At 46.2% G+C, this 17,199-nt stretch carries 17 protein-coding genes; 7 read left to right on the top strand and 10 right to left on the bottom strand.

Annotated features, from left to right (window positions below; translation table 11 throughout):
- Window positions 1-177: 177 nt before the first annotated feature.
- Window positions 178-1,737 (top strand): AbgT family transporter, encoded by a 1,560-nt coding sequence (locus AACT18_RS14280; protein ID WP_019281153.1) that lies wholly within the window; start codon window positions 178-180, stop codon window positions 1,735-1,737.
- A 63-nt stretch (window positions 1,738-1,800) separates the two neighbouring features.
- Here the strand turns inward: AACT18_RS14280 and fghA are convergent, their stop codons facing one another.
- Window positions 1,801-2,643: an S-formylglutathione hydrolase gene (gene fghA, locus AACT18_RS14275; RefSeq protein ID WP_094124936.1), complete on the bottom strand. Its 843-nt coding sequence runs from the start codon at window positions 2,641-2,643 to the stop codon at window positions 1,801-1,803.
- 51 nt (window positions 2,644-2,694) lie between these two features.
- On the bottom strand, window positions 2,695-3,828 hold the full coding sequence (locus AACT18_RS14270) for an S-(hydroxymethyl)glutathione dehydrogenase/class III alcohol dehydrogenase (protein ID WP_094124935.1): 1,134 nt from the start codon (window positions 3,826-3,828) through the stop codon (window positions 2,695-2,697).
- Between the two features lie 126 nt (window positions 3,829-3,954).
- Between AACT18_RS14270 and AACT18_RS14265 the strand changes: the two genes are divergently transcribed.
- Window positions 3,955-4,842: a LysR family transcriptional regulator gene (locus AACT18_RS14265; RefSeq protein ID WP_017045589.1), complete on the top strand. Its 888-nt coding sequence runs from the start codon at window positions 3,955-3,957 to the stop codon at window positions 4,840-4,842.
- 20 nt (window positions 4,843-4,862) lie between these two features.
- Window positions 4,863-5,378 carry a tRNA adenosine(34) deaminase TadA gene (tadA, locus tag AACT18_RS14260; RefSeq protein WP_170888572.1) on the top strand — a complete coding sequence of 172 codons (516 nt, stop codon included), beginning with the start codon at window positions 4,863-4,865 and terminating at the stop codon, window positions 5,376-5,378.
- A 37-nt stretch (window positions 5,379-5,415) separates the two neighbouring features.
- Here tadA and AACT18_RS14255 read toward each other — a convergent pair whose 3' ends face one another.
- Window positions 5,416-5,550 carry a hypothetical protein gene (locus AACT18_RS14255; protein ID WP_254917022.1) on the bottom strand — a complete coding sequence of 45 codons (135 nt, stop codon included), beginning with the start codon at window positions 5,548-5,550 and terminating at the stop codon, window positions 5,416-5,418.
- 209 nt (window positions 5,551-5,759) lie between these two features.
- Window positions 5,760-7,298 carry a membrane-bound lytic murein transglycosylase MltF gene (gene mltF, locus AACT18_RS14250; RefSeq protein WP_094124582.1) on the bottom strand — a complete coding sequence of 513 codons (1,539 nt, stop codon included), beginning with the start codon at window positions 7,296-7,298 and terminating at the stop codon, window positions 5,760-5,762.
- Between the two features lie 311 nt (window positions 7,299-7,609).
- Between mltF and purL the strand changes: the two genes are divergently transcribed.
- Complete coding sequence (purL, locus tag AACT18_RS14245; RefSeq protein WP_094124584.1) at window positions 7,610-11,506, top strand: phosphoribosylformylglycinamidine synthase; 3,897 nt, start codon at window positions 7,610-7,612, stop codon at window positions 11,504-11,506.
- Between the two features lie 239 nt (window positions 11,507-11,745).
- On the top strand, window positions 11,746-11,979 hold the full coding sequence (locus tag AACT18_RS14240) for a DUF3622 domain-containing protein (protein WP_010319076.1): 234 nt from the start codon (window positions 11,746-11,748) through the stop codon (window positions 11,977-11,979).
- Window positions 11,980-12,057: 78 nt separating this feature from the next.
- Here AACT18_RS14240 and AACT18_RS14235 read toward each other — a convergent pair whose 3' ends face one another.
- From AACT18_RS14235 to tsaA, 4 genes are all read right to left on the bottom strand, one after another.
- On the bottom strand, window positions 12,058-12,249 hold the full coding sequence (locus tag AACT18_RS14235) for a DUF4250 domain-containing protein (protein ID WP_026028112.1): 192 nt from the start codon (window positions 12,247-12,249) through the stop codon (window positions 12,058-12,060).
- Window positions 12,249-12,455, bottom strand: coding sequence for a YaeP family protein (locus tag AACT18_RS14230; protein ID WP_010319078.1), 207 nt, complete (start codon window positions 12,453-12,455; stop codon window positions 12,249-12,251). Before AACT18_RS14230 ends, AACT18_RS14235 begins: the two co-directional genes overlap by 1 nt.
- A gap of 186 nt (window positions 12,456-12,641) precedes the next feature.
- Window positions 12,642-14,357, bottom strand: coding sequence for a proline--tRNA ligase (locus AACT18_RS14225; RefSeq protein ID WP_094124585.1), 1,716 nt, complete (start codon window positions 14,355-14,357; stop codon window positions 12,642-12,644).
- Between the two features lie 88 nt (window positions 14,358-14,445).
- Window positions 14,446-15,141, bottom strand: coding sequence for a tRNA (N6-threonylcarbamoyladenosine(37)-N6)-methyltransferase TrmO (gene tsaA, locus AACT18_RS14220; protein ID WP_094143050.1), 696 nt, complete (start codon window positions 15,139-15,141; stop codon window positions 14,446-14,448).
- 121 nt (window positions 15,142-15,262) lie between these two features.
- On the opposite strand from tsaA, the gene AACT18_RS14215 reads away from it, so the two are divergent.
- Together AACT18_RS14215 and ykgO are read left to right on the top strand one after the other, a co-directional pair.
- Window positions 15,263-15,517, top strand: a complete 255-nt coding sequence (locus tag AACT18_RS14215; RefSeq protein ID WP_010319081.1) for a type B 50S ribosomal protein L31 — start codon at window positions 15,263-15,265, stop codon at window positions 15,515-15,517.
- Between the two features lie 3 nt (window positions 15,518-15,520).
- The gene (gene ykgO / locus AACT18_RS14210) at window positions 15,521-15,646 is read left to right on the top strand and encodes a type B 50S ribosomal protein L36 (protein WP_010319082.1); all 126 of its coding nucleotides are present in this window, start codon (window positions 15,521-15,523) and stop codon (window positions 15,644-15,646) included.
- Between the two features lie 51 nt (window positions 15,647-15,697).
- Here ykgO and AACT18_RS14205 read toward each other — a convergent pair whose 3' ends face one another.
- Window positions 15,698-16,147, bottom strand: a complete 450-nt coding sequence (locus AACT18_RS14205) for a YaiI/YqxD family protein (RefSeq protein WP_026027673.1) — start codon at window positions 16,145-16,147, stop codon at window positions 15,698-15,700.
- A 7-nt stretch (window positions 16,148-16,154) separates the two neighbouring features.
- On the bottom strand, window positions 16,155-16,442 hold the full coding sequence (locus AACT18_RS14200; RefSeq protein ID WP_013857408.1) for a hypothetical protein: 288 nt from the start codon (window positions 16,440-16,442) through the stop codon (window positions 16,155-16,157).
- Between the last annotated feature and the right edge of the window lie 757 nt (window positions 16,443-17,199).

Below are 17,199 nucleotides of genomic sequence, written 5' to 3'. Positions count from 1 at the left end.
TGTGTTTGGATTGTTGTGGTGGAATGCTATTTTTGCAAAATATGTCCCCGTTTTTGTAAAAAACTGTAGAAGCTTGTGCTTTGGTTGAGGCTTTTTTATAGAATAACCGACGATTAATAGGTCGGCTAAATAAATTGATATAGGCCTACAGCAGCAACATCACATATGGAGTTACGAATGAGTAACCAAGTCGTAAAACAAGCACCATTTCCGAAGCCGAGCGGTATGGATCGCTTTTTAAATTTTATTGAACGTGCAGGAAATAAAATTCCTGACCCTGCGATTTTGTTCTTCTGGGCATTGATTATTGTTTGGGTTTCATCGGCACTGTTATCGAATGTGACATTTGATTTGACCAACCCTCGAACGGGTGAAGCATTGCAGGTGAATAACCTACTGACAGGTAAAGCGCTCGCGAGTTTTCTAGCCAATATGGTGACCACATTCACCAGTTTTGCGCCGCTAGGTATCGTGCTGGTTGCCATGCTCGGTGTGGGAGTGGCTGATTCTTCAGGGTTTATCACTACAGGCCTTAAGAAAATGCTAAATTTCACGCCAGCGAAACTACTAACACCGATGCTGATTTTGGTGGCGATAGTGTCGCATACGGCTGCTGATGCTGGTTATGTATTGGTTATTCCTCTGGGTGGGATTATTTTCCATGCGGCAGGGCGTCATCCACTGGCCGGTATTGCAGCCGCATTTGCTGGTGTTTCTGGTGGCTTTTCAGCGAACTTTATTCCTTCTGGTATTGATCCTTTGCTCGCTGGTTTTACACAAACCGCCGCACAAATTTTGGATCCTCAATACATAGTGAATCCGCTGGCGAACATTTTCTTCACGGGTTTATCTTCGGTGATCATCGTCGCGATTGGTTGGTATGTTACTGAGAAAATTATTGAACCTCGTCTAGCGAATATGCCTGTCGATGAAGATACGGAAATAGCGCCTGATCTAGGAACATTCAGCGCAACGGAATCGAGGGCATTTCGTTTTGCTGGCTGGGCAATGGTGGTAGGTATTGCATTACTAGTAGCGGCTTTGATCCCAGAAAACTCAGCACTGCGTTCGCCTGATGGTGAGCTAACGGCCTTTTCTGCTCCAGTGATGAAGTCGATCGTTCCTTTGATTTTTATCTTGTTTATTATTCCGGGAATTGTGTATGGCCGAGTGGCTGGCACCTTTAAAAACAGTAATGACGTGATAAAAGCGATGTCTGGCACCATGGCTACGATGGGCGCATACATAGTGATGTCGTTCTTCTGTGCTCAGTTCCTATCAGCGTTTGGTCAATCTAATATTGGTACTATGTTGGCATTGTATGGCGCCGAAGGCCTAAAAGCGATGGACTTACCCGGCCAAGCAACGATTGTGGGGATGATTTTACTCACGGCTAGCGTTAATTTGCTGGTGGGTTCGGCCTCGGCAAAATGGGCATTGATTGGTCCAATTCTGGTACCTATGCTGATGGCGGTAGGGATTTCTCCCGAGCTATCGCAAGCGGCTTACCGTGTGGGCGATTCGGTTTCTAACATTATTTCTCCACTGATGGTCTTCTTCCCATTAGTCGTGGTGTATTGCCAACGTTATGTAAAATCGACGGGCATTGGCACCTTGGCTTCAATGATGATGCCTTTCTCCATTGCGATGCTGATTGGTTGGACGCTGTTCCTGCTCGCTTACTGGGCTTTTGGTATTCCGCTAGGGGTGCAAGCGCCTTACACATACAGCTTGTAGCGTTAACGTTATTTATCGAGTCTGAATTTAAAGCCCGCGAGTGTATCGCGGGCTTTTTCAATCTTATTTGTGCAGATGTTGCGCGTGAAATGCTAAGTGATCATCAATGAAACTTTGAATGAAAAAATAACTGTGATCATAACCTTTATGCATTCTTAACGAGAGTTGGCTATTGCTCGCTTGTGCAGCGGCGAGTAAGCGTTCAGGTTTAAGCTGTTGGTGTAAAAACGGGTCTTCCTCTCCTTGGTCAACCAAAATGGGTAAGGATGATGAGTGAGTAGTGAGCAATTCAACCGCATCGTATTGCTTCCAATCTTGCAGGTTATTACCAAGGTAGTGGCGAAATGCTTTTTGCCCCCAAGGGCAGTGTATTGGGTTGCTTATCGGGCTAAATGCTGAAATTGAGCGATAGCGTTGAGGGTTTTTCAATCCGATGGTTAACGCACCATGGCCACCCATACTGTGTCCTGCAATCGCTCGCTGTTGGTTTACGGGAAAATGTTGTTCTATTAAGGCTGGAAGTTCTTGCACAATGTAGCTGTACATTTGGTAGTGCTTATCCCAAGGCGCTTGAGTTGCGTTGAGGTAAAATCCTGCGCCAAGGCCAAAATCATACGCTCCTTGCGGGTCGTCAGGAACACCTTCACCTCTTGGGCTGGTATCGGCGGCAACAATCGCGATACCGAGCTTAGCCGCGCTTTGAAATGCGCCAGCTTTTTGCATGAAATTTTCATCGCTGCATGTTAAGCCGGATAACCAATACAACACCGGAACCGATTGGTAGGCCGCTTGAGGTGGAAGATAAATAGCAAAACGCATACTGCACCCTAGTACTTGTGATGAGTGCGTGTACTGTTTATGCCAGCCTTCAAATACTTTGGCTTGGCTAATGTTTTCAATGTGCATAGCAAGTTTCCCCACCCAGCCCTTTAAGAAAAAAGGGCTGGTTATTAAAGCTTATTGGTCAAAATGAATCACAGAACGAATACTTTCACCTTTATGCATTAAATCAAAGGCTTGGTTTATATCCTCTAAACCCATGGTATGGGTAATAAACTCTTGCAAACCAAATTCGCCAGCCAGATAGCGCTCGACAATGTGTGGCAGTTCCGAGCGGCCTTTTACGCCGCCAAATGCACTACCACGCCATACTCGGCCCGTCACTAATTGGAAAGGGCGAGTTGATATTTCTTGGCCCGCGCCAGCCACACCAATAATGACCGATTCTCCCCAGCCTTTATGACAGCATTCCAATGCTTGGCGCATCACATTGACGTTACCGATGCACTCAAAAGAAAAATCAACACCGCCATCAGTCATCTCAATAATCACTTCTTGGATTGGCTTAGTCAGAGTTTTCGGGTTCAGGCAGTCCGTTGCACCAAGCTGAGTAGCAAGCTCAAACTTACTCTCATTGATATCAATGCCAATAATACGGCTGGCACCGGCCATTTTTGCGCCAATAATGGCGGAAAGCCCGATGCCGCCTAGGCCAAAGATGGCCACAGTATCACTTTTTTTAACTTTGGCCGTATTGAGCACCGCGCCCATGCCCGTTGTGACACCACAACCGAGCAAGCAGACCTCTTCTAATGGCGCCGCTTTATTGACCTTAGCCAAGGAAATTTCTGGCAACACGGTATACTCAGAAAAGGTGGAGCAACCCATATAATGGAAAATGGGTTGGCCGTCTTTATAGAAACGTGTAGTGCCATCAGGCATTAATCCTTTTCCTTGCGTTTCACGTACTGCTTGGCACAGGTTAGTTTTACCTGATTTACAGAATTTGCATTCACCACACTCTGCGGTGTACAAGGGAATGACATGATCTCCTACCTTGACGCTGGTTACCCCTTCACCAATCCTCTCAACGATACCGCCGCCTTCGTGGCCGAGGATAACCGGAAAAATCCCTTCAGGGTCTTCACCCGATAGCGTAAAGGCATCGGTATGACAAACGCCGCTCGCAATAATACGCACCAACACTTCGCCTTTTTGGGGCAACATAACGTCAACCTCCTCGACTTTTAGTGGTTGATTTGGCCCCCACGCAATCGCCGCGCGAGATTTAATGAATTGATGTGATGACATAAGATTTTCCTTTGCACATGGCTTGAAGTTTTAAGTGAGTTGGGGAGAGTGACAGTATATTCCCTTCTTGAAATTTGATAATCGGTCTAAAATAAGAATCACTTTTACTTATCAGTAATAATTAAGATGGCGAGTTGGGAAGGCATTCATGAATTTGTTGCGGTGGCTGAAACTGGAAGTTTTACCGCAGCAGCGCACAAACTATCGACATCAGTAGCGAATGTCAGCCGACGTATTGCGCTATTAGAAGAGCGCTTGGCGGTAAAGTTGTTGCAACGTACCACGCGGCGAGTCTCCCTGACCGAAGCGGGTCAACTCTATTATCATCAGTGTCGGCAATTGGTTGAAGGCTTAGCGCAGGCTGATCTTGCTGTCACGCAGATGCAGCAAACGCCGTCAGGTTTACTGAAAGTGACCGCTCCGGTGACTTATGGTGAGCAGAAAGTCGCGCCTTTGCTGCATGAGTTTTTACAGTTACATCCTCAATTGGAGTTGGAACTGATACTCACTAACCAAAAATTGGATCTGATTGCGGAAGGAATTGATGTCGCCGTACGATTAGGTCAGTTAGATGATTCGAGTTTTATTGGCAAAAAGTTATCCAACCGACAACTGTTTGTCTGCGCTAGCCCTGACTATTTGGTGAAATATGGCACCCCCTATTCATTGTCAGAGTTGGTTCATCACCAATGTTTACAAGGCACTATGAACTATTGGCGATTTAAGGATCAGCAACGCTCTCGTGAAATCGGTGTTAAAGGAAAAATTAAATGCAACAGCGGTGTGGCGTTATTGAATGCCGCGTTGCAAGGGATTGGAATCGTACAATTGCCCGACTATTATGTAGAGCCGTATTTGCTCTCGGGTGAGTTGCAAGAAGTGCTACATCAGTACCGAGATGATCGTGAAGGTGTATGGGCCTTATACCCACAAAATCGCCATTTGTCCTCAAAAGTTAGGCTGCTGGTGGATTTTCTGGCAGAACGGCTATCGTCCGCTAACGGCAAAGGCTAGTGAAAGAGAAAATAGGATATATGAATACACAGTTTACCGTTCAAGATCAAAAGTTTATGCGCCGAGCCATCGCGCTTGCCAATCTTGCAGAACAAGCAGGTGAAGTGCCTGTGGGCGCTGTGCTTGTTAAAGATGGCGAAATTATTGCTGAAGGTTGGAATGCCTCTATTGGTCAACATGATGCGACAGCGCACGCTGAAATTCAGGCTTTGCGTCAAGCAGGTCAACGGTTACAAAATTATCGTTTGCTTGATACTACCTTATACGTCACTTTAGAGCCCTGTCCAATGTGCGCAGGCGCACTGCTGCATAGCCGAGTCAAAAGGATTGTCTTTGGCGCTCCAGATCTCAAAGCTGGGGCGGCCGGTACGGTGCTGAATTTATTTGAAAGCCAAGCCTCCTATCATTACGCGACGGTCGATAAAGGATTGTTAGAAGAGGAGTGTCGGGAGCAACTGCAATCTTTTTTTAGACGAAGACGCGCAGAGATACAGGCGGAAAAACAGCGGAATAAGCAACAGAGTGATGGGCTTTAGCAAACATCCACTTTGAGTAGATGTTTGCCGCTGAAGGTTAAGCAGAGATTAATTGCATAAATGCACGGTTACGCCAGATAATTTTCTTTTTATTATTGGATAACATACGCTTACGACGGTTCGCTGCCACCGTTTTATTAAGGTGTTTTGATAGCTTTTTACGTTTAAGCATAAACAACCTCCTACTGCTGAGTTTTGACAATGATCCCTAATGGTTTAGGGTGCCTTATAACAATCTTAATCTGCCTTTATAGTGCAGGATTGTTACCATAATATGAAACTTAGGAAACGATCTTTTTCACGTTTTGATGTATGGGCTGCACACTTGGAAATCAAGTGTGCAATTTTCGTTCAATGTGGAAGATTTAGCTATTATTATGCTTATTGAGCTACGGGGTCGAGATACTGATTATCTTGCGCCTCATCGGCCGATTCCATAGCTTCCAACGCGGCCTCCTCCTCCTCAATACTGATCACAACCAAATCATCAGTACCTGAACTATTGTCTATCTGCTTTTGTTGATCAACATGGCCAATAATACTTTGATAATAGCGACGAATATTTTCAACGTAGGCCTTGGCTTCGTCACCTCGCGCGTAGCCATATCGAGTCTGGCTGAAGTATTTCTTTTGTCTCAGTTGAGGGAGGCGTTCTTTGACTTCAGTCCATGAATCAGGGTTCGCACCTTGTTGCTTGGTTAAGCGTCTTGCATCCATCATATGCCCATAGCCGACGTTATAGGAAGCAAGAGCAAACCAAATTTTCTCATGTTCTGGGATCGAGTCTGGTATACGTTGCACCATCCGACGTAGGTATTCGACACCACCACGGATCGATTGTTCCGGATCGAGCCGATTGGTTACACCAACACTTTTAGCCGTCGGGAGGGTTAGCATCATCATACCGCGCACTCCCGTGGGAGATTTAGCCAAGGGATTCCAGTGGGATTCTTGATAAGCTAAGGCGGCAATCAATCGCCAATCAAATTCGTCAGAATATTGTTGGAAAAGAGGGGCCCATTTTGGTAAGCGGACATCTAGTGCTCTAATAAAGGCGCGCGTATCGACATAATCAAACGTGCCCACGTGACCAATATATTTCTCTTCCAAGGCTGCTAGTTGGCCAGATTGTTTAAGGTTGCCAAAAAACTCAATCATCAAGGCGTATAAGCTTTCATCTTCAGAACGACGCATATACCAAGCGATGGGCTGATCTTCAGTTAATTCAAAGGCGATGGCTAAGTCAGGGTAGATTCGCTGCGAAAGCGAGACTTCGACCGAATCAGCCATGGTAAACAGCAGTTCGCCATTCGAAACTTGTTTTAAAAGGTCGTTAACGTCGGCGTTATTATTCACATTGTACTGAAACTCTGGGTGGATCTGTTTAATGTCGCTGAGCGTATTTTCAAAGTGGGATTCATTCACGATAGAAAAAACGCTGTCACCTTCATGACCAGCAATCAGTTCCGGTTGTTTTTCCAGTAATTGTTTTAAATTTCTTGGACGCCAGTTGCCTTTTTTATAGACCACTTGTTGGCTGACATAGTAATAAGCGGGCCCTGTTCTGAACTCATTCAGATGTTGGTTGGACTGGCTTAATCCTGCTGCAATAACGTCGATTTCCCCATTTTTCAGTGCAGGAAAGAGACTCGATAACCGATAAGCGGGTTTCATCTCCAATTTAACCCCAAGCTGATTGGCAAATTCGCGTGCTAGTTCGTAGTCCAGCCCTGCAGGGCCATCTGGGCCAATGTAGTAGGAGAGTTGATTGTTCAACGTACCCACTCGCAATACGCCACGTTCACGAATATGGTCAAGCTCGCTTTTAGGATCTGAATCGATTTGGCAACCGACTACAAAAAGAGTGAGTAGGAAAATGGACAATGAGCGATGAAGCTGAATCAGATAATACTTTGGCATTTATGAGCGATCTCTTACATCAATTACTGCCTTTATATCAAAGGCGGCCATATTGGCAAAGTTTCAGATCAAAAACGGATGAAAAAGTGTCGGCGACCACGCTAATGTGGCTGTATTTCAAATTTGACAAAAAAAATGACGCAAACGGTTGCTTTCAGTGTTACGTCACAAAAAGAATTCCTTTATAATGCGTTCGAAATCACGAGGTGAAATTGGTATGTATTCAGTTTTTTTTATTAACTTATTGTATTTTAATGATTTTGAATTCATTCCAATTACACCTCAACCCACTGTATAAGAGACCTAAGCACATGAGAATTTTGCGTGGCTCCCCAGCGCTTTCTGAGTTTCGTGTTAACAAACTCGTTGAACTTTGTCGTGAACAGCAACTGCCTGTATCGGGTATTTACGCGGAGTTCATGCATTTTGCTGATCTCTCTGCGGATTTAGACGCTCAATCCCTTGAAAAATTAGAGAAACTACTCACTTATGGCCCAACGATTCAAGAACATGAGCCACAAGGTCTTCTTTTACTGGTCGCTCCTCGCCCTGGAACCATCTCGCCTTGGTCTTCCAAAGCGACGGATATTGCGCATAACTGTGGTTTGAATGAGGTGAAGCGCTTAGAGCGAGGCACGGCTTACTACATCGAATTAGATCGCGAACTTTCTCAACCGCAACTTGTTACGCTTTATTCCCTGCTGTACGACCGAATGATGGAAGTCGTGTTTACCGATTTCGAATCAGCAACCTCACTGTTTAAAGTCGCTGAACCTGCTCCCGTAGCGTACGTCGACTTGCTGAATGGCGGCCGCTCAGCGCTTGAAAAAGCAAACGTTACCCTTGGGCTTGCATTGGCTGACGATGAAATTGATTATTTGTTCGAAAGCTTCGTCACTAAGCTTGAGCGTAATCCAACCGATATCGAATTAATGATGTTTGCTCAAGCAAACTCTGAGCATTGTCGCCATAAAATCTTCAATGCCGATTGGACTATTGATGGCGTTAAGCAAGATAAATCGCTGTTTAAGATGATCAAAAACACTTATGAAGTGACTCCTGATCACGTGCTGTCTGCCTATAAAGATAATGCCGCCGTCATGGTGGGTTCAGACGTTGGGCGTTTTTTCCCTGATCCAGAGACACGCCAATATGGTTATCACCATGAAAAAGCGCATATTTTAATGAAGGTGGAAACACACAACCACCCGACGGCGATTGCTCCTTGGCCGGGCGCTTCAACGGGTTCCGGTGGTGAAATTCGTGACGAAGGTGCAACGGGGATTGGTGGAAAGCCTAAAGCAGGGTTAGTCGGTTTTACTACTTCAAACTTGCGTATTCCTAATTTTGTGCAGCCTTGGGAAACGGATTTTGGTAAACCGGGGCGCATTGTCACGGCACTTGATATTATGCTGGAAGGCCCGCTCGGTGGCGCGGCTTTTAACAACGAATTTGGTCGTCCCAACTTGTTAGGTTACTTCCGTACTTACGAAGAGAAAGTTAACTCTCACGCAGGTGAAGAAGTGCGTGGTTATCACAAACCAATCATGATTGCTGGTGGGATGGGGAATATCCGCGACGAGCATGTGCAGAAAAAAGAGATCCCTGTTGGCGCGAGCTTAATTGTGCTTGGTGGTCCGGCAATGAACATTGGCCTTGGTGGGGGCGCCGCTTCTTCGATGGCATCTGGTCAATCTGCGGAAGATCTTGATTTTGCGTCGGTACAGCGTGAAAACCCAGAGATGGAACGTCGCTGCCAAGAGGTGATTGATCGCTGCTGGCAACTCGGTGAGGCGAATCCGATCGCCTTTATCCATGATGTGGGCGCTGGTGGTATCTCAAACGCATTGCCTGAGCTTGTTGATGATGGTGAACGTGGCGGTATTTTCCAACTGCGTGATGTACCTAACGATGAGCCGGGAATGAGCCCGCTTGAAATTTGGTGTAATGAATCACAAGAGCGTTACGTACTGGCTGTAGCGCCAGAAAACATGGCGCGCTTTGACGCCATTTGCCAACGTGAGCGCGCGCCTTATGCTGTTGTGGGCATTGCCACTGAAGAGCGTGAACTGAAATTGGAAGATTCACATTTCGACAATACGCCAATTGATATGCCGATGGACGTATTGCTTGGCAAAACACCTAAAATGTATCGTGATGTGAAGACGCTGAAAGTTAATAATCCAGCACTTGATCGCCGTGATATCGAATTGAACGAAGCGATTGATCGTATACTGCGTCTCCCTGCGGTTGCAGAAAAAACCTTCCTCATCACCATTGGTGACCGAACCGTCACTGGCTTGGTTGCTCGTGACCAAATGGTTGGTCCATGGCAAGTGCCAGTAGCAAACTGCGCGGTTACCGCGGCAAGTTATGATACTTACCATGGCGAAGCGATGTCGATGGGGGAGCGCACGCCAGTTGCCTTGCTGGATTTTGGGGCATCGGCACGCTTAGCCGTGGGCGAAGCGATCACCAACATTGCCGCTACCCATATCGGTGATATCAAACACATTAAGTTGTCGGCGAACTGGATGTCACCAGCGGGTCACCCAGGTGAAGATGCTGGTTTGTATGAGGCAGTAAAAGCGGTCGGTGAAGAGCTTTGTCCTGCGCTCGGCCTGACTATCCCTGTGGGTAAAGATTCGATGTCGATGAAGACCAAGTGGGATGAGAATGGCGAACAAAAAGAAGTGACCTCTCCGCTATCATTGGTGATCACGGCATTTGCTCGTGTTGAAGATGTGCGTAACACCATCACCCCTCAGTTAAGAACCGATAAGGGTGAAACCGCCCTGGTTTTGATTGATTTAGGTAATGGTAAGAATCGCTTGGGCGCAACGGCGTTAGCACAAGTCTACAAACAGTTGGGTGATAAACCCGCAGACGTAGATAATGCGGCGCAGCTTAAAGCCTTCTATGAGGCGATCCAAACCTTGGTCGCCAATCAGCAGATTATCGCCTATCACGATAAAGGTGACGGTGGTTTATTCGTCACTCTAGCTGAAATGGCCTTTGCTGGTCATTGTGGCGTGAAAGCCGATATTGCCGCGCTGGGTGATGATGCATTGGCCGCGTTATTTAATGAAGAGCTGGGCGCAGTCATTCAAGTTCGTCACCATGACTTGGATACGGTGCTTTCGACGCTAACGGCGCATGGTTTACAAGCGTGTTCACACGTTATCGGTCGTGTTGAGGCTTCTGATGAGCTAGCCATTACCGCTGGTGAGCAATCTATTGTGGTGCGTAACCGCACCGAACTTCGCACCATCTGGGCTGAAACCACGCATAAGATGCAAGCGCTGCGCGATAACCCGCAGTGCGCGGACCAAGAGTTTGCAGCAAAACAAGATAACAGTGATAAAGGTCTTAACGTCAGTTTGAGCTTTGACGTGCAACAAGATGTTGCAGCACCGTATATTGCTAAAGGCGTGAAGCCAAAAATGGCTATTTTGCGCGAGCAAGGGGTTAACTCACACGTTGAAATGGCGGCAGCGTTTGATCGCGCAGGCTTTGAAACAACCGATATACACATGAGCGACATCTTAACGGGTCAAGCGGTGCTTGAAGAGTACCAAGGCCTCGTCGCATGTGGTGGGTTCTCTTATGGTGACGTATTGGGCGCGGGCGAAGGCTGGGCGAAATCAGTGCTGTTTAATGTACAAGCTCGTGAACAGTTCCAACGTTTCTTCCAACGTGAAGATACTTTCTCGCTAGGGGTGTGTAACGGCTGTCAAATGCTGTCGAATTTGAAAGAGTTAATCCCCGGCGCGGATTTATGGCCGCGTTTTGTGCGCAATGAATCAGAGCGTTTTGAAGCGCGCTTTAGCTTAGTGGAAGTGCAGCAATCTGATTCACTGTTTTTCAATGAGATGGTTGGCTCGCGCATGCCGATTGCGGTTTCGCATGGCGAAGGGCGCGTTGAAGTACGTGATACGGCACATTTAGCGGCGATTGAACAATCGGGCACCGTTGCGCTGCGTTTTGTGGATAACAACGGCCATGCCACGCAGCAATATCCGAACAACCCAAATGGTTCACCCAATGCGATTACAGGCTTAACGACTCAAGATGGTCGTGTGACGATCATGATGCCGCACCCAGAGCGCGTGTTCCGTACGGTAGCGAACTCTTGGCATCCTGACTCTTGGGGTGAAAACAGCCCATGGATGCGTATGTTCCAAAATGCACGTAAGAACTTAGGGTAACTCACCTTGTCGCCAGTGAGAGAAACGACTTAGTCTTGTTATTCCAGCCGCTGCAACTCAGCGGCTTTTTGTTTACTTTGAGGATGAATTTTTTGTAAAAAATGCAGAAAAAAATTGTGATTTGTGCTCTAATGCCGCGCTTACCAAGGGATGGTGTTCAACATCCGCCGCCATATAATATAATGGCGCGCGACAAACGTTGATGAGTAATCCCTTATTATTCCCTTAGGAAAACGAAAATGTCAGAAAGTAAAAAATTTACCATCAAAGTGACTGAAAAGCGCAATGGTTGGGCGGCGGAAATCGTACGTCAAGTGACCTCTCGCAGAAGTGTTGTTTCAAAGCGCGAAATGGGTTTTGAAAGCGAAGCACAAGCACAAGCTTGGGCGGAAAAAGAGCTCAGTGGCTTTATTGAGAACCAAGCGAAACGCAATGAGCGTAAGGCTCTGGCAAGAAAAGAGAAAAAAGCTTAGTACAAAAATCTGAGTGCTGCGCTTTAAGAACGGTTATTTGAACGAAAACCCGCTTTAAATTAGCGGGTTTTTTATGCCTTAACGAAATTGACCGATTTGCGGTAAAAACTCAAAACCAGCACTGGCTAAGCGAGCCTCTAATGCCGCGCGATCGATATCAAAGTCATCCGCCAGCTTATCAAGATCGCCATTAAAATCATCACGTAGCTTCATATTGATGATGCTCATCAGCATGATTGGATCCATTGTGGCAAAATTGGCTAAATTCATCACTTATCCTCGAAATCAGAAATCAGCAAGTTAGCTGCCGCAAAGGCTGCTTGCTCTCGAACCGCTTTTGGCAGCGATTCGTCTGCTGCGACATCATTCAAGGTTTTGATGGCGCAGGAGATTGCTTGAGGAATATAAGCTTGATCACCACTGCCTATCTGCGCATAAAGCTCGCGCACTAATTCACAACAACCGTAAACTTGCATAGATTAAATCCTAACTAATGATAATGGCTCTCAATATACACATTACGTTTGGCAAAGACAAAATCAGAACTTGCGTTTGCGCAAGCTCTGATTGCATGTGATGAAACTTTAAGCGTTCACTTGCCGATCTAATTGTAGAAATAAAAAAGGTTGCCATTTAGGCAACCTTTTCAATAACACACTTTATTAGGCGATTTGAGCATTAATAAAGGAGGCTATTTCATTCATAGCGACGGCCGACTTCTCACCACTGCGGCGATGTTTATATTCGAAGTTGCCCTCATCCATACTGCGATCGCCAATAATGATGGTATGTGGTACACCGATCAGTTCCATATCTGAGAACATTACGCCCGGGCGCTCTTTACGATCATCAAATAGCACTTCAATACCAGCAGCAGTCAGTTCCGCATACAGCTTTTCAGCAGCTTGTTGGACGCGCTCTGATTTGTGCATGTTCATGGGGACAATCGCCACTTGGAAAGGCGCGATCGCGTCAGGCCAGATGATGCCGTATTTATCGTTGTTTTGCTCAATGGCTGATGCCACAACGCGTGATACACCAATGCCGTAACAACCCATCTCTAAAATGGTGTTTTTACCATTAGAATCAAGAACGCCACAGTTCATTTTCTCAGAGTAGTTGGTACCCAATTGGAAAATATGACCCACTTCGATACCGCGTTTGAGCATTAGTGTCCCTTTGCCACATGGGCTTGGGTCGCCTTCAACGACGTTACGGAGATCTTCCACTTTCGCTAGCTCAACGTCACGGCCCCAGTTGATGCCAAAGTAGTGTTTGCCATCGATGTTGGCTCCTGCGCCAAAATCGCTCATGACGGCTACGCTGTGATCAACGATAAATGGCAATTCAAGACCAACAGGGCCAAGAGAGCCTGGGCCTGCGCCAATCAGCGCGCGAATCTCTTCTTCGCTAGCCATTTCTAGCGGAGCGGCAACTTCAGCGAGTTTCTCGGCTTTGATTTCATTGAGTTCATGATCACCACGGATGATCAGTGCCACGATAGAGGCATCGATCTCATCAGATGCTTTTACAAACAGTGTTTTAACTGTTTTCTCAATCGGTAGGCCATGCTGCTCAACCAATTCAGCGATGGTTTTGGCGTTTGGCGTATCAACCTGCGTCATCTCTTGAGTTGGCGCGGCGCGCTCAACGGCTGGCGCAATGGCTTCTGCTTTTTCGATGTTGGCGGCGTAATCCGATTCAGTTGAGAAGGCGATGATGTCTTCACCACTTTCAGCCAATACATGGAACTCATGAGAGCCGTTACCACCGATAGCGCCGGTGTCGGCTAATACTGGGCGGTAATCAAGCCCCATGCGATCGAAGGCTTTACAGTAAGCTTCGTGCATCGCTTGGTAAGATTTCTCTAAGCCTGCTTTATCAATATCAAAGCTATAGGCATCCATCATGCAGAATTCACGAGCACGCATCACACCAAAACGAGGACGTCTCTCATCACGGAATTTGGTTTGAATCTGGTACAGGTTCAGCGGCAATTGCTTGTAAGAGCTGACTTCGTTGCGTACCAAGCTGGTGATCACTTCTTCTGCTGTTGGACTAAGCACAAACGGACGAGTATGGCGGTCAGTAAAGCGAAGTAGCTCAGGGCCCATTTTCTCAGAGCGACCTGTCTCTTCCCACAGTTCAAACGGTTGCACAACGGGCATCAAGGTTTCGATTGCACCGGCATTGTCGATCTCTTGACGAACGATGTTTTCGACTTTACGCAGCACACGTAGACCAGTAGGCAGCCAGGTATAAAGACCTGAAGCCAGCTTACGGATCATACCTGCACGTAACATGAGCTGATGGCTCACGACTTCTGCGTCGTTTGGAGTCTCCTTCAAAGTAGAAAGAAGATATTTACTGGTACGCATTCTATGGTATCCGTTTCATGATAGTTAAAAGCGCTCTCCAATGAGAGGCTAGAATTAAGCCGCTAATAATATCAGCCAATCGGCTTTGTCAAAAGCGTTCTATTGCGGTTACTGAGACTAAGTTGTTTGCGATAGTGAATTTTACGTTCAGATCGAACAGATTTACCGCATATTCTTTATAATCGATTTTGTGTTTTTTATAGGCTGGGCGAGGGTCTTGAGCCAGCACTTGCTCAATGACGGCTTTAACCATGTCGTGATCTGCTCGCGCATTCAGTACCGTTAACGCCGCTTGGCTAAAGGTCACTGCGATCTTGTCGGGCTCGCTCTCGGCATAGCCACCGCCGGCTGTGGCTATCGAATCGGAATAGGGAATATAGGGTTTGATGTCAATGATCGGTGTGTTATCGACTAAATCTACGCTGCCTAGTTCCAAATAAACCTGATCACCTTGTTGAGTGACGCCTTTCAATTCAACGGCAGACATACCGATGCCGTTAGGTCGAAACGTAGCCCGTGAAGCAAATACGCCGATCCGCTCATTTCCGCCTAAGCGCGGTGGGCGCACGGTCGGTTTCCAACCAGCATCGAGGTTTTGGTCAAACAGAAAAAGTAACCAGACATGGCTAAATTGTTCGATACCTCGCACCGACTCTAAGCAATTAGCGTGACCGATGAGCTTGACTCTCGCGCTTGCGCTCGCCACTAAGCGAGGTTGGCGAGGAACGGCAAATTTTTCTTTATAAGGCGTTTCAATAGTGCCAATCGGAGCAATGGTGTGCATATCCGTATCCGTCTTTTTTCACGTTGGTTGAGAAAAATATCACATTTAAGCTTGCTTTTCTTCTTGGTAATGATTATTAATTGGCATGTTATAACATAACAATTTAAGTGAGGGGAAATTGATGAAAGACGGAATTCATCCGCCATACCAAAAAGTGGTTTTCCACGACACCAGTGTGGATAAGTATTTTATTGTGGGTTCAACGCTAAAAACTGATCGGACGATCGAGTGGGAAGATGGCAACACCTATCCTTATTTCACCTTAGATGTGTCGTCTGAATCGCATCCGTATTACACCGGTAAGCAGCGAGTTGTTCAAAAAGAAGGACGAGTGGCGAATTTCAATCGTCGCTTTGCTCAGTTTGGTAAGGAGTAAACTATGAAAGTATTAAGTTCATTAAAAAGCGCAAAATCACGTCATCCAGATTGTCAAATCGTCAAAAGACGCGGTCGTTTATATGTAATTTGTAAAACTAATCCAAGATTTAAGGCGGTTCAGCGCTAATGAAGAGGAACGGTTGGACAGGCTAGTGATTGTCCAACCGTCAAAACGTGGTTATTTGTTCGCTTTAGCCAAAATGCGATCCAAATGGTTGGCAAATTCGCGCCGTTCTGTTTGAGAAAGCGCACTTGGTCCGCCAGTTTGGATACCGCTTGAGCGCATAGTGTCCATAAAATCTCGAATATTGAGGCGCGCCTTGATGGTCTCTTTGGTATACAGCTCACCACGAGAATTGAGTGCCAAGCCACCTTTGGTTATCACTTCATCGGCCAGCGGAATATCGGAAGTAATTACCAAATCGCCCACTTCTACCCGTTTGACGATTTCGTTATCGGCAACATCAAAACCACTGGGGACTTGCAGTGAACGAATGTTGGATCGTTGCGGAATCGGAACGACATGATTGGCCACAAAAGTACATTCAACGCCCGTCCTTTCGGCTGCGCGGACAATGGTTTCACGAATTACTTTCGGACATGCATCGGCGTCCACCCAAATTTTCATCATTCAATTACTTCTCGGTTAGTTGTGCCTCTAGGGCTGCTACTCGGGCTGACAAAGCGGCTAGTTGCGTTTCAAGTTCGGCTACCTTGTTCGCGCTATTTTCCGTACTAACGCTCACTTCTACTTTGGGAACTCGGTGTGCATTTTTCCAACTTTTGATGGTTGCAATCAAGGCTGGCATTGGCACTGAGGTGCTAAGACGTGACTTTACTAAGGCCACACTCGGTTCCTTTCCCTGTTGTTGTAAGAGAGTCAAGATGCTTTCTAGTTCTTGAGTGACATCTTTTGTGAGCATAGGTTGTCCTTTTTGTGAGTTGCTGTGATCTTACCTTTTATTTACCAAGAGCAAAAGTGGCGAAGTGTTGTAAGAGATCTCGCACATTGTTTGTAAGAAATCACAGTGTTTAACGCAGTGTTTGGTGGTGATTTTTTTATAACTATTTGTTTTTAATTAATATATCTATTTCTTTAGGTTGTTTTTTTTAAAATGATATTTTTAGGTGATTGTTTCTTAAAGCCAAACGAGTAAATTGAACCCTGTCGGAAGGATTCTGACAAGGAATTACAAAGCACCAAGGTTTGGTCTCTTCAGGAAGAAGACAAGGTTGTTCACGAAGAATAACCACGCAGGATGCTAGGACAGCGTAAGGATACAACAGTTGGCAGGATGCGAGCTGCATGGATTGGCGATGGACACCTTGTGGATAAGGCAGGACAACATCAGGATGATGTTATGGACACCGCTCAAGGAACAAGTGATGAGTATTGACCGGAGTGTTAGTACCATGGAAAGTTTGGACACCGCTAGGATGGCGATGCAGGATGAGCCGAAGAATTGGCCACTATTATGGATGATGCATGGAGCACACAATTTAGTAGCTGGACTGCTGCGAGTAAGACTTTAAGCCTCGACACATGCGTGTTGAGGCTTTTCTTATTACTTGCATTCTGGCTTTAGCGTGTTGTTGCTTCAAAAAAAGTTCATATGATAAGTGCAGCAAAATAATAACAACAAAAAAACAATCTAGATCAATTACCTCATCGTTCGGTTG

It is taken from the genome of Vibrio sp. V04_P4A5T148 (assembly GCF_963875605.1).
In the GTDB taxonomy this organism is placed as follows: Bacteria; Pseudomonadota; Gammaproteobacteria; order Enterobacterales; family Vibrionaceae; genus Vibrio; species Vibrio anguillarum.
The sequence above is the reverse complement of the archived record's forward strand: the minus strand, read 5'-3'. Positions and strand labels throughout refer to the sequence as shown.

What these genes read in the sequence shown, in the direction of transcription:
- AACT18_RS14255 (WP_254917022.1), bottom strand. Translation starts at nt 5,550, where the DNA reads ATGCTTAAACGTAAAAAGCTATCAAAACACCTTAATAAAACGGTGGCA.
- AACT18_RS14205 (WP_026027673.1), bottom strand. Translation starts at nt 16,147, where the DNA reads ATGAAAATTTGGGTGGACGCCGATGCATGTCCGAAAGTAATTCGTGAA.
- AACT18_RS14240 (WP_010319076.1), top strand. Translation starts at nt 11,746, where the DNA reads ATGTCAGAAAGTAAAAAATTTACCATCAAAGTGACTGAAAAGCGCAAT.
- AACT18_RS14265 (WP_017045589.1), top strand. Translation starts at nt 3,955, where the DNA reads ATGGCGAGTTGGGAAGGCATTCATGAATTTGTTGCGGTGGCTGAAACT.
- mltF (WP_094124582.1), bottom strand. Translation starts at nt 7,298, where the DNA reads ATGCCAAAGTATTATCTGATTCAGCTTCATCGCTCATTGTCCATTTTC.
- AACT18_RS14270 (WP_094124935.1), bottom strand. Translation starts at nt 3,828, where the DNA reads ATGTCATCACATCAATTCATTAAATCTCGCGCGGCGATTGCGTGGGGG.
- AACT18_RS14235 (WP_026028112.1), bottom strand. Translation starts at nt 12,249, where the DNA reads ATGAATTTAGCCAATTTTGCCACAATGGATCCAATCATGCTGATGAGC.
- AACT18_RS14225 (WP_094124585.1), bottom strand. Translation starts at nt 14,357, where the DNA reads ATGCGTACCAGTAAATATCTTCTTTCTACTTTGAAGGAGACTCCAAAC.
- AACT18_RS14215 (WP_010319081.1), top strand. Translation starts at nt 15,263, where the DNA reads ATGAAAGACGGAATTCATCCGCCATACCAAAAAGTGGTTTTCCACGAC.
- AACT18_RS14200 (WP_013857408.1), bottom strand. Translation starts at nt 16,442, where the DNA reads ATGCTCACAAAAGATGTCACTCAAGAACTAGAAAGCATCTTGACTCTC.
- purL (WP_094124584.1), top strand. Translation starts at nt 7,610, where the DNA reads ATGAGAATTTTGCGTGGCTCCCCAGCGCTTTCTGAGTTTCGTGTTAAC.
- AACT18_RS14280 (WP_019281153.1), top strand. Translation starts at nt 178, where the DNA reads ATGAGTAACCAAGTCGTAAAACAAGCACCATTTCCGAAGCCGAGCGGT.
- AACT18_RS14230 (WP_010319078.1), bottom strand. Translation starts at nt 12,455, where the DNA reads ATGCAAGTTTACGGTTGTTGTGAATTAGTGCGCGAGCTTTATGCGCAG.
- tsaA (WP_094143050.1), bottom strand. Translation starts at nt 15,141, where the DNA reads ATGCACACCATTGCTCCGATTGGCACTATTGAAACGCCTTATAAAGAA.
- ykgO (WP_010319082.1), top strand. Translation starts at nt 15,521, where the DNA reads ATGAAAGTATTAAGTTCATTAAAAAGCGCAAAATCACGTCATCCAGAT.
- tadA (WP_170888572.1), top strand. Translation starts at nt 4,863, where the DNA reads ATGAATACACAGTTTACCGTTCAAGATCAAAAGTTTATGCGCCGAGCC.
- fghA (WP_094124936.1), bottom strand. Translation starts at nt 2,643, where the DNA reads ATGCACATTGAAAACATTAGCCAAGCCAAAGTATTTGAAGGCTGGCAT.